At 68.9% G+C, this 11,894-nt stretch carries 10 protein-coding genes; 3 read left to right on the forward strand and 7 right to left on the reverse strand.

The features are described from left to right. From rodA to FHR90_RS03165, 5 genes are all read right to left on the reverse strand, one after another. The gene (rodA, locus tag FHR90_RS03145; RefSeq protein WP_176625004.1) at positions 1–1,152 is read right to left on the reverse strand and encodes a rod shape-determining protein RodA; all 1,152 of its coding nucleotides are present in this window, start codon (positions 1,150–1,152) and stop codon (positions 1–3) included. Continuing rightward, a complete protein-coding gene (gene mrdA / locus FHR90_RS03150) occupies positions 1,149–3,218 on the reverse strand; it encodes a penicillin-binding protein 2 (protein WP_176625008.1) in 2,070 nt (689 codons plus the stop codon). Before mrdA ends, rodA begins: the two co-directional genes overlap by 4 nt. 58 nt (positions 3,219–3,276) lie before the next feature. Then, positions 3,277–3,852, reverse strand: coding sequence for a hypothetical protein (locus FHR90_RS03155; protein WP_183274737.1), 576 nt, complete (start codon positions 3,850–3,852; stop codon positions 3,277–3,279). Positions 3,853–3,871: 19 nt separating this feature from the next. Beyond that, entirely contained in the window at positions 3,872–4,879 is a 1,008-nt protein-coding gene (gene mreC / locus FHR90_RS03160; RefSeq protein ID WP_183274738.1) for a rod shape-determining protein MreC, read from the reverse strand. A 187-nt stretch (positions 4,880–5,066) separates the two neighbouring features. Next, positions 5,067–6,110 carry a rod shape-determining protein gene (locus FHR90_RS03165; protein WP_176625802.1) on the reverse strand — a complete coding sequence of 348 codons (1,044 nt, stop codon included), beginning with the start codon at positions 6,108–6,110 and terminating at the stop codon, positions 5,067–5,069. 297 nt (positions 6,111–6,407) lie between these two features. On the opposite strand from FHR90_RS03165, the gene FHR90_RS03170 reads away from it, so the two are divergent. Further along, on the forward strand, positions 6,408–6,638 hold the full coding sequence (locus tag FHR90_RS03170; protein ID WP_221188194.1) for a hypothetical protein: 231 nt from the start codon (positions 6,408–6,410) through the stop codon (positions 6,636–6,638). A gap of 100 nt (positions 6,639–6,738) precedes the next feature. Next, the gene (locus FHR90_RS03175) at positions 6,739–7,023 is read left to right on the forward strand and encodes a YMGG-like glycine zipper-containing protein (RefSeq protein WP_183274739.1); all 285 of its coding nucleotides are present in this window, start codon (positions 6,739–6,741) and stop codon (positions 7,021–7,023) included. Positions 7,024–7,067: 44 nt separating this feature from the next. Here the strand turns inward: FHR90_RS03175 and FHR90_RS03180 are convergent, their stop codons facing one another. Then, positions 7,068–8,642, reverse strand: a complete 1,575-nt coding sequence (locus FHR90_RS03180; RefSeq protein WP_176625375.1) for a 2-isopropylmalate synthase — start codon at positions 8,640–8,642, stop codon at positions 7,068–7,070. Between the two features lie 385 nt (positions 8,643–9,027). On the opposite strand from FHR90_RS03180, the gene FHR90_RS17335 reads away from it, so the two are divergent. Beyond that, positions 9,028–9,795: a hypothetical protein gene (locus tag FHR90_RS17335; RefSeq protein WP_183274740.1), complete on the forward strand. Its 768-nt coding sequence runs from the start codon at positions 9,028–9,030 to the stop codon at positions 9,793–9,795. 35 nt (positions 9,796–9,830) lie between these two features. Here FHR90_RS17335 and FHR90_RS03190 read toward each other — a convergent pair. Beyond that, on the reverse strand, positions 9,831–11,894 hold a 2,064-nt coding region (locus FHR90_RS03190), incomplete at its 5' end, for an Ig-like domain-containing protein (RefSeq protein WP_246329993.1).

Here is an 11,894-nt window from a genome sequence, read left to right on the forward strand (position 1 = left end):
TCAGTCGCGATGCTTCTTCGGCAGCATCTCGTCGTGACGATGCACGAACACCGACATCAGCAGCCCGAAGCCGAGCATGACCATCAGCATCGCCGAGCCGCCCCAGGAGACCAGCGGCAGTGGCACCCCGCCAACCGGAATCGCCCCCATCACCATCGACAGGTTGACCAGGCAGTAGAGAAAGAAATTCATCGAGATGCCGAGCGCGAGCAGCCGTCCGAACGGGCTGCGTGCGAGGATCGCCATCGTCATGCCGCCCAGCACCAGCGCCAGCAGCAGCCCCATCACGGTCAGCCCCCCCACCAGCCCCCACTCCTCGGCGATGGTGGTGAAGATGAAGTCAGTCTGCTTCTCGGGCAGGAAGTTGAGCTGTCCCTGGGTGCCGTGCAGGTATCCCTGCCCCCACATCCCGCCGGAGCCGAGCGCGATCTTGGACTGGATGATGTTGTAGCCCGCGCCGCGCGGATCGCTCTCGGGATGCAGGAAGGTGGTGATGCGCTGGCGCTGGTAGTCGTGCAGATGCGCATAGGCGATCCGCAGCAGCATCGGCACCGGGGCCGCCAGCAGGGCGATCATCCACCAGCGCATCCCCGCGCCGAGAAAGATCGTCGCCCCCACCGCGCCAATGATCACCGCCGTGCCCAGATTGGGCTCCTTCAGTACCAGCGCCACCGGCAGCAACGTCAGCAGCGCGGGCGGAACCAGCCAGAGCGGATTGCGCATCCGTTCCCACGAGATGTGCTGGAAATAGGCGGCGAGTGCCAGGGCGAGCGCGATCTTGGCGAATTCCGACGGCTGCACCTGGGTGCCGCCGATGATCAGCCAGCGCTCGGCCCCTTTGCCGACATGGCCCATCCTGAGCACCAGCACCAGCAGCACGATCGACACCGCGTAAGCCGGCCAGGCGAGCTTGCTGAGCACCCGCAGCGGCGTCATCGCCAGCGCGATCATCATCAGGAAGCCGAAACCGAAGCGCAGGGTCTGCGGCTCGGCATAGGGATAGGGACTGCCGCCGGCGACCGAATACAGCGCCGTGTAGCCGACCCCGGCCAGCGCGCAGATCAGCAGCGCATAGGCCCAGTTGATCCGCAGCAGCTTGCCTGCAACACCGAAGCCGGGGGTGGCGCGCCACAGGCGGCGTTCGTTGATCACTGGTCCGGCCCCTCCGCCCCGTTGTCGACCGCGGCCCCGCTGCCGAGCCCGTTGCCCTCGAAAATGGAGCTGAACTCGGTATCGGACTCCGTCTGCGGCTGCGGGGCGGCCGGCGTTCCGGACGGCCCGCCCACTCCGGACGGAGCGCTCTGGGCCGACGCCACCACCAGCGCCGGATCCGGCTGCGGCTTCCAGGCCTGGCTCCGATTGCCCGGGTCGCGCTCGAGCACCTGCATCATGATGTCGCGCGCCAGCGGGGCGGCCACGTCGGCGCCGGCGTTGCCGTGCTCGATCACCACGCTCAGCGCGTAGCGCGGTGCCTCATAGGGCGCATAACAGATGAACAGCGCATGCGGCCGATACTGCCACGGCAGCTCGGCCGAGTTGAAATGCCCGTGCTCGCGCGCCCAGCGCGACACCCGCCGCACCTGAGCGGAGCCGGTCTTGCCGGCCATCGTCACCCCCGGCAGCGGCAGCCTCGCCTTGGGCGCGGTGCCGTAGCGCTCGTTGATCACCGCCCACATCCCCGAGCGCACCGAGTCGAGCCAGGCTGGATCGAAGGCGAGCGGCGGGGCGCTGTCATGGGCGGCGCGAGGGTCGGGCTGGCCGTTCTGCGCCCGGGTCAGATGGGCATCGAGCTGCCGCCCGCTGGCCAGCCGCGCGGTGTAGAGCGCGAGCTGGAGCGGCGTCGCCTGCACGAAGCCCTGGCCGATGCCCGCATTGACGATGTCGCCCTCGCTGAGGTGATGGCCGCGGCGATGCGCCCAGGCAGCAGTCGGGATCACGCCCTCGCGCACATGCGTCAGCTCGATATCGGGACGCACCCCCAGCCCGAGATCGCCACCGTAGCGGGCGATCACGTCCATGCCGGTGCGGCGCGCCACCTCGAAGAAGAACACGTCGCAACTGAACTTGATGCCGCCGTGCAGGTCCAGCGAGCCATGCCCGTGCTTGGCCCAGCAGTGGAAGCGCACATTGCCGATGTCGATGTAGCCGCGGCAGTCGATGCGGTCGCCGGGTTTCAGCGTGCCGGCCTGCAGCGCCGCCATCGCCACCGCCGGCTTGAAGGTCGAGCCGGGCGGATACACGCCGGCGGCGGCCTTGTTGAGCAGCGGCGTCTGCGGATCGTCCATCCACGCCTTCCACTGCGTCTGGCTGACCCCGGAATCGAACAGCGACGGCTCGAACGAGGGGTGGCTGACCATCGCCAGCACCTCGCCGTTGCGCACATCCATCACCACCGTCGAGGCGGCGGTGCCCTCGAGCTGGTCCATCAGCGCGGTCTGCAGGCCGGCATCGATGGTGGTGGCCATCGTCGCCCCGGGCGTGCCCTCCTCGCGGTCGAGCTCGCGCAGCATCCGGCCAACGGCGTTGACCTCGACCTGGACGGTACCGGGATGGCCGCGCAGCGCGTCATCCTCCGCCGCCTCGTAGGCCGAACGCCCGACGCGCGCGCCGGGCAATGCCAAAATCGGATCGTCGGCCAGCTCGCGGTCGTTGGGCGGCCCGACATAGCCGATCACATGCGCGAAGGTCGGCCCATGCGGGTACAGCCGCGTGGTGCCGACATCGACCACGATGCCCGGCAGGTCGGGCGCGTTGACCTCGATCTTCGCCATCTCCTCCCATGAGAGAAATTCGCGCAGCATGACGGGGATGAACTTGCGCTTGTGCGCCGCATCGCGCTCGATCCGCGCCCGCTCGTGCGGCTCCAGCGGGATCAGCAGCGAGAAGCGGTCCAGGGTGGCGGCCAGGTCGGTGGTCTCTTCCGGCAGCAGCAGGGCGCGCCAGTTGATGCGGTTGCCGGCGAGCACCTCGCCGAACCGGTCGGTGATCAGTCCGCGCGGCGGCGCGAGCATGCGGGTGCTGACCCGGTTGGCCTCGGCGAGATCGGAGAAATGCTGGCCCTGCTCGACCTGGAGGCGGTAGAGCCGCGCCCCGAGTGCTCCGAGCGCGCCGGTCTGCACCATCATCAGCAGCACCGCGCGTCGGGTGAACACCGCCCTGCCCTTGCTGCGCAGCTCGCGCGCATCCATCGGCGCGCGGTCGAACAGCCGCCCGACCATCCGGCTCGCTCCGGCGCGTCGTCCGAACGGACGCTTCATGCCCGCACCGTCGGCGCGCTCAGCCGTGCGGGCGTGCGACCACCCGCATGCACCAGGCAAACGGCCCCGACAGCACCAGATACTCGCCGAGCGCGAAGCCGAACTGCAGCGCCGCCGAGCCGGGTGGCAGCAGTCGCCATTCGAGCAGCATGGTCGCCAGCCACTCGATCAGACAGCACAGCGCGGCCACGCCCGCGAACACCAGCCAGATCACCAGCGCGCCCTGACGCATCAGCGCCTGCCGCCATGCGATGCCCGCGACATGCGCGATCAGCAGCAGCACCACCGACAGGCCCAGCGGTCCGGTGCCGAGCAGATCGACCAGCAGCCCGAGCACGAATACCACCGGCGACGGCATCACCCGCGGCAGGAACAGCGACCAGTAGAACACACAGGCCAGCTCCGCGCCGAGCAGCAGCGCCGGCTGCGCCGGCAGACCGAGCGGCGCATGCAGCAGCAGCAGCAGCACGACCGCGATCGCCGCGGGCAAGGCGGCGCGGGATGCGGCATCGAGCCGGCGGCCGAGCGTCTGCCGCGGCCGTATTCCGGGCCGGCGCTCGAACTGTCTGCTCTCGTAGCTCGGTGGGGTGACCATCCATCACGCGTCCGGCGGCTCAGGGTTGCGCCGGTTCCGGCTTCGCGACGACGGGCTTGAGCAGATGCGCGAGGAACGGCAACCCTGCGGCATTGGCCCGGGCGATGCCGAGCAGGCCGTGCGAGGCGGCAGGGGCTGCGGCCCTCGGCGCATCGGGCGGCGCCGTCTCCGTCTCGGCGGCATGCGCGCGACCGGGCGCGTCGGGCGGCAGGATCGAGGTCAGCCCGTAGTCGAAGATACGCACCAGATCGAGCGAATCGAGCGACGCGGCCGGAATGACGACGGGTGTGCCGGGGTGGTCGTAATGCACCGTGCCGACCGGCAGCCCGGCAGGAAAGGCACCGGCCTCGGCGCTGGTCACCACACGCTCGCCTTCCTTGGGCATGACATCCTGCGGATAGTACATCAGCCGCGGCCACGCGGCGTTGGTGCCCAGCACGATGGCGCGGGCATGGCTGTCGGCCAGCATCACCGGCACCCGCGACGTGGCATCGGTGATCAGCAGGATACGCGCGCTGCGACTGCCGAGCTGACTGACCCGACCGACCAGACCTGACGCGTCGAGCGCGATCTGGCCCCGCTGCACCGGGCTGTTCGGCCCGACCGACAGCAGCACCGCGCGGTCATACAGGCCGCCGGTATCGGCCACCACGCGGGCGGTGACGAAGCTCGGTTCCGGCTGCGGCAGCCAGTGCAACTGCGCGCGCAGGGCGACATTCTCCGTCGCCAGCGCCTGAGCTGCGTCATACCAGCGACGCAGGCGGGCATTCTCGGCCCGCAGCTCCGCATTCTCGTGCGCCACATGCAGCACCGACACCGCCGTGGCCAGCATGTCGCGCACGCCGCTCGCCGGTCCGCCGACCAGCGAGTAGGCCGGCGCGACCGCGTCTGAGGCAACGGCACGCAATTGCTGCGCCGGCCCGGGTGCAACGCGGGCGAGCAGTGTCACGGCCAGTGCAGCGAGCACCAGCCCCGGCAGCACGAGGCGCGACAGCGCCTGACGGGCCTGGATCGACAGACGAACCACTCTGGGTCTCTCTCCTCCCCGCGACGTCCCCTGTCTGCGTGCCGGGGACGCAGCCTCGACGTTCAGGACTTAGCAGGCCACTAACTCTTTGATCTGGCGAGTGTCCACCTCGAACTGGAAAATCGCCGAATCTCGACCGGGCACACTAACGGGCAGGTCGGAAAAACGACAGGCCCGTCACGTTGACTCAGTACATGGACGTCAGCACGTTCCGCAGCCGCTTCATTTCCTCCAGCGCCCGCCCCGTCCCCAGGGCCACGCAGGACAGCGCGTCTTCCGCGACTAGCACCGGCAGGCCGGTCGAGGCCCGCAGCACCTCGTCGAGCCGGTTGAGCAGCGCGCCGCCGCCGGTCAGCACGATGCCCTTGTCGACGATGTCGGCGGCAAGCTCAGGCGGGGTGTGCTCGAGCGCGGTCTTGACCGCATCGATGATCTGGCTGACCGGCTCGAACAGGCTTTCGGCAATCATGCGCTGGCTGACCTGCACCTCGCGCGGCACGCCATTGATGAGGTCACGCCCCTTGACCTCGCGCCATGGCCCGTCGGCGTCGTCGTTCGGATAGGCGGCCGAGCCGATCTCCATCTTGATCTTCTCGGCCGAGCTCTCGCCGATCAGCAGGTTGAAGCTGCGGCGGATGTAGCTGATGATCGCCTCGTCCATCTTGTCGCCGCCGACGCGCACCGAACGCGCATAGACGATGCCGCCGAGCGAGATCACCGCGACCTCGGTGGTCCCGCCCCCGATATCGACGATCATGCTGCCCGAAGGCTCCGTCACCGGCAGGCCGGCGCCGATCGCGGCCGCCATCGGCTCCTCGATCAGCTGCACCCGGCGCGCACCCGCGCTCTCGGCGCTCTCCTGGATGGCGCGCCGCTCGACGGCGGTCGAGCCCGACGGTACGCACACGATGATCAGCGGGGAGGCGAAGGCGCGGCGGTTGTGCACTTTGCGGATGAAGTGCTTGATCATCTCCTCCGCGACCTCGAAATCGGCGATCACGCCGTCGCGCAGCGGCCGGATGGCGGTGATGTTGCCGGGCGTGCGGCCGACCATGTGCTTGGCCTCCTCGCCGACCGCGAGCACCTGCTTCTTGCCGCGCACGTCGGCGATCGCCACCACCGACGGCTCCGCCAGCACGATGCCGCGCCCCTTGACGTAGACCAGCGTGTTGGCGGTGCCGAGATCGATCGCCATATCGGCAGACATGAAGCCCAGCAGGCGAGAGAACATTCATCAACTCCGCGCAACGGCCGCCAAGCATGCAGCCGATGCGCCCAGACGGAAGGAAAGACAGGCCGCTTGTGGCCCCGCCCGGTTCATGAACGGCGGTGCCTGTGCTGGCGGCAGCGTTTACAGAGCCTGTTCGCACCCCGCAAGACTTCGATCGTCGCGTTGGCGCCATCGGCACCGATCCCCGGTCCGCACGATTTTGCGGCCCTGCCCTGATTTCGCCATCCGGTGGTCCCATGCCTGCCGCGGCCCGACGCTTTGAACCGTCGGGAACGAGATGATGAAGGAGATGATCCGATGACAGCTACAGCCATCCGGCCGGCCCTGATCGCCGGTGCTGTCGTGCTGTGCACGACGCTCACCGCCTGCAATCCCTACAGTCCCGGCCAGCGCGCGGTCGGTGGCGGGTTGATCGGTGCGGGCACCGGCGCGGCGGTCGCCGGCGCCACCCGCGGCAATGCCGGCACAGGCGCGCTGATCGGCGGGCTGGTCGGCGCGGTGGGCGGGGCGGCGACGACGCCACGGTGAGCGCGGCGCATCTTTACCCCCCATCAAGAGTTTAGGACGTATCGAGACTCCGGACCGTTGGCCCGGATCGAGAATTTCAGACCTTCACAGGAGACCGATCATGAAGCGCAACCCTCTCCTCCGTCTCGGCGTGGCTCCGCTCGCGCTCGCAGGCGCGCTGGGGATCGCCGGATGCACCAACCCCTATGACCCCGGCCAGCGCGCCGTCGGCGGCGGCCTGATCGGAGCTGGCACAGGTGCGGCGATCGGCGCACTCGCCGGTGGCGGTCACGGTGCGGCGATCGGCGCGCTGGTCGGCGGCGGCGTCGGTGCGGCCGGCGGCGCGGTCACCACCCCGCAGGCGCCGCGTCAGGGCTATTATCGACAGAACGGCTACGGCTACTGACCAGCGGGCGGCGGAGCGCGTCAGGCCCCCGCCGCCCTCCTCTCTCAGGCGGTCAGTGCCTCGGGCTCGGCCCGCTGGCGCTTGGTGATCAGCTTGTTGAGCGCATGCACGTAGGCGCGCACCGCCGAGACCACGGTGTCGGAGTCGGCGCCCTGACCGTCCACCATCTTGCCATCTTCCTGAAGGCGAACGGTGGTACGGGCCTGCGCGTCACTGCCCTCGGTAATCGCGCCGACCGAATACAGCATCAGCGACGCCTGATGCGGAAACACCGCCCGCACCGCGTTGAACGCCGCATCGACCGGGCCAGCGCCTTGCGCGGTCGCGGTGACCGGCTCGCCGCGCACGTCCAGCTCCAGCACGGCCTCGGCCGGGCGGCGTGAACCGGCTGTCACGTCGAGCGCCACGAAACGCAGCGTCGCATGGTCGCGCACCTCGTCATCGACCAAGGCCACCAGATCCTCGTCGTAGACCACCTTCTTGCGGTCGGCGAGGTCCTTAAAGCGGGCGAAGGCGTCGTTGATCTGGTTGTCGCCCAGTTCGCCATAGCCCAGCGCGCGCAGCTTGTCGCGGAACGCCGCCCGCCCCGAATGCTTGCCCAGCACCAGCGAGGACTTGGTCCAGCCGACGCTCTCCGGCGTCATGATCTCGTAGGTGGCGGCGTTCTTGAGCACGCCATCCTGATGGATGCCGCTTTCATGGGCGAAGGCGTTGCGCCCGACGATCGCCTTGTTGGGCTGCACGTCGAAACCGGTGATCGTCGCCAGCATCCGCGAGGTGCGCAGCAGGTGCTCGGTAACGATGTTGTGGCGATACGGCATCGCATCAGGGCGGGTGCGGATCGCCATCGCGATCTCCTCCAGCGCCGCATTGCCGGCGCGCTCGCCGATGCCGTTGATGGTGCATTCGATCTGTCGCGCCCCGCCGCGCACCGCGGCCAGGGTGTTGGCGACCGCGAGCCCAAGATCGTTGTGGTTGTGGGCCGAGAAGATCACCGTTTCCGCCCCCGGCACGCGCTCGCGCAGCATGGCGAACAGCGCCTCGATGTCGTCCGGCGTGGCGTAACCCACGGTGTCGGGGATATTAATCGTCGTCGCTCCGGCCCGGATCGCCGCCTCGACGCAGCGGCACAGGAAATCGGGCTCGGTGCGGCTGCCGTCCTCGGCCGACCACTCGACGTCGTCCGTGTAGTTCCTGGCTTCGGTGTTGCCGCGGGTGATCAGGTCGAGCACCGTCTCGGGCTCCATCCGCAGCTTGTATTTCATGTGCAGCGGCGAGGTGGAGATGAAGTTGTGGATCCGGCGCCGCTCGGCCGGGCGGATCGCCTCGCCGGCGCGGGCGATGTCGTCGCGGCCGCCGGTGCGGGCCAGACCACAGATCACCGGGCCACGGATCGCCTTCGCGATCTCGTATACGCTGTCGAAATCGCCCTGGCTCGCGACCGGGAAGCCGGCCTCGATCACATCGACGCCGAGGCTGGCCAGCAGATCGGCCATGCGCAGCTTCTCGTCGATGTTCATCGAAAAGCCAGGCGACTGCTCGCCATCACGCAGCGTTGTGTCGAAGATGATGATCCGGTCGTCGTCGATGCGGCCGAAACTCGGATGGTCGATGGTCATTGTCCTGTCTCCAGGGTCGGTGGCCCGGCTTCGCGATGCCTAGGGCGACCCTTCTGTCCTGCGCGTTGCGGTGGCGTTCCCCCGGGTCGGGATACGCCGCGATGCTTTCACCCCCTGAAGGACGTCGCGCGACCGACGATGCGGCCTGCGCGTCGTTCAGGGGCGGCTAAGTCGCGCCCCGGAAAGAAGGTTCGCGAGACCGAGCGCGCGCAGATCCCCGACCGGCGCGAGGCGCACCGTCACAGGCGACGAGCAGGTCGGCATGGTCGACATGGGGCGGGAACCTAGCAGCCGGGACACAGGATGCAAACAGACTTTACACATGATTAACGACGTGCCGGTGGCCGCCCTGCCCCGAACGGCGTTAGCTTCAGCACGCAACGAGATGGCAGATGACGTGACCGCCTTCGCATTTCTCCCCTCCAGATGGTGCCGTCGGGCGCTGGGCAGCACGACGATCCTGGCGACCGCCATGCTCTGTGGCTGCGTCGCCGCGCCGCCGCCCGGACCGAGCATCCTCGCCCTGCCCGGCAGCACGCGTAGCCCGGCGCAATTCCAGGCCGACGATGCACGCTGCCGAAGCTCGGCCGCCAGTCAGGCCGGCCTGCCGGCCAATGTCGCCGCCAGCGATCCGACCGCCGGTGTGCTGAGCGCAAGCCAGGCGGCGCAGGAGCGCTACAACGCTTCCTACGCCGGCTGCATGACGGCAGCCGGCGATCAGGTTCCGGCCGCACAGGCGCCTGGCATAGACACCACGGTCAACCCTTATGCCTATGGCGGCTATGGAAACGCTGCGAACGTTCCCGTCACCACCTCGATCGAAACCGGCCCCGTCTATGCCGGCTATTCGGGATGGGGATGGGGCTGGGGATGGGACGGGTGGTATGGCGGCTTCGCACCGGCCTATGCCTATGGATCGTACGGATACGCGCCCTGGATTCCGTTCGGGCTGAGCATCGGTTGGGGATGGGGCCCCGGCTGGGGTTACGGCGGCTGGGGCTATCGCGGCTGGGGTCGACCGGGATGGGGCCGCCCGGGATGGGGCCGCCCCGGCTGGGGTGGTCCCGGCTGGGGGCGGCCGGGCGGCTGGGCCGGCCGGCCGGGCGGCGGCTTTCACGGCGGTGGTTTTCATGGCGGCGGCCCCCATCGTTGAGTTCGCCGCCTGCGTCCCACCGGCAACGTCGACGATCAGGTGAAGATGGCGTGGTCCGTCATGGTCGTGGCGCTGACATTCCCCAGGCCCTGCAGGACCAGCATGCTCGAAGCACCTCCCCCGGCCGCATGGGTGGTGATCTGGAGATCGGCACCGCCATTGATCGAAGCGGCGGAGATATAGCTGGTCAGATCGTTCATCTGACGATCCCAGCCGACTGCCGCGAGCGCGGCACGCAGATCGACCACGTCGCCCGCACCGGGGCTCGCGCCGAGGACCGTCGACCTCCCTGAAGTCGCCATGACATAGGTATTGCGACCCCCGAGCTCGGAAACCGTCTCGCCGTCGTAGAGCTGGACGACGCTCGAGCCGCTGATGAAGAGCATCTGGGCAGAGGCGGCCGAGCTCACCGTGAGGCTCTGCGGCGCGCTGGCGAGCGAACTGGTCCCGGCCGCGTCGGTCTGGATGGCGGTGATGGCGTAGGTGCCGCTGGCGAGCGCGGTGGCGGGGGCGAGCACCCAGACGCCGGACGACGAGGCCACGGCCTGGCCCAGCACGGAGGCGACGCCTGCGGACGTGGTGGCCGACACCGTCACGATCGCGCCGGCCTCTGCCGTGCCCTGGAGCTGCGGCTGGGCGACATTGGTGGTCAGGCTGCCGCCGAGCGTCGCGGTGGTCGCACCGCTGACGGGATTGATCCAGTAATCCTGCCAGCCGTCGCTGCCCTGTTCGTTGTTGACCTGCGAGGTCACACCGTCGAGCGTGATCGAGTTGACATACAGGTTGATGTCGTCGGCAGGCAGGTTGCTGCCATGCGCGTCGTTGATGAAGTCCACCGAGATCCGGTGGCCGCCACCGGCACCCGGGCCGTTGCGGAACAGGCCCGTCAGCGTGATGTTGTCGCTCGCACCCGCGCTCTTGAGTGCGGATGTCGAATACACTCCGCCCACCTGGCTGCCGTCCACGTCGACGATGAACCGCGCACCCTGCTGCCACACATCCGCAGACACGTTCAGAACCAGAGTGTCGAGCGAGAGCGACATCGTCGGCGCCAACGGCACATGCGTGTCGACGTTCAGCGTCTGCACCACCGCATTCGCCGACACATTGCCGGCGGCATCGGCCTGATGAACCGACAGCGCATAGACCCCGTTGGCCAGCGTGCGCGATGACGCCAGGCTCCACACACCCTGGGACGAGACCGTCGTCGTGCCCAGCAGGACGCTGGTGCCTGCCTGCGTAGCCGTGACACTCACCGTGTCACCGGCCTCGCCGCTGCCAGACAGCACCGGGGAGGACTGGTTGCTCACCGCCGCCACGCTCACCGCCTTCTGCGCCGCCGTCGCATAGTTGGCGATGCCGCCACTGAGCTGGGCGGCGTTGGTCACCACCGTCGCCCCGTCGAGGGTGATCGAGTTGACGTAGAGGTTGATGTCCTGGCCGGCGCCGCTGCCATAGGCGTCGTTGAGGAAGTTCACCGACACCTGATGCGCGCCATTGGTGCCCGAACCCACGCCGAAGCTGCCGGTGATCACGATGTTCTGGCTCGCGCCGGTGGATTTCAGCGCGGAGGTCGAATACACGCCGCCATACTGCTTGCCATCGACATAGACGGTAAACTGGGGTCCCTGCTTCCAGACATCGGCCGAGACGTTCAGCACCAGCGTGTCGGCGGAACTCACCGTGGGAGCCGCGGGGGCGGTCGTGTCGATCGTCAGGCTCTGTGCCGTCGAGGCCGCCGACTGCGTGCCGGCCGCATCGATCTGCGTCGCCGCGACCAGATAGGTACCCTCCGCCAGAGCCGTCGAGGTCAGGCTCCAGCTGCCGGTGGACGACGCCACGGCCTGACCCAGAACAACCAGCCCCGCACCCAGCGAACCGGTCACGATCACCGTGGCGCCAGCTTCCGCCGTCCCCGACACGCCCGGCGTCGTGATGTTGGTCACATTCCGCGACAGCGTCAGCGTCGGCGCAGACGGCACATGCGTGTCGATGGTCACCGTCTGCGGCGCGCTGGCGAGCGAACTGGTCCCGGCCGCGTCGGTCTGGATGGCGGTGATGGCGTAGGTGCCGCTGGCGAGCGCGGTGGCGGGGGCGAG

This window comes from Endobacter medicaginis, from assembly GCF_014192375.1.
Classification (GTDB): Bacteria; Pseudomonadota; Alphaproteobacteria; order Acetobacterales; family Acetobacteraceae; genus Endobacter; species Endobacter medicaginis.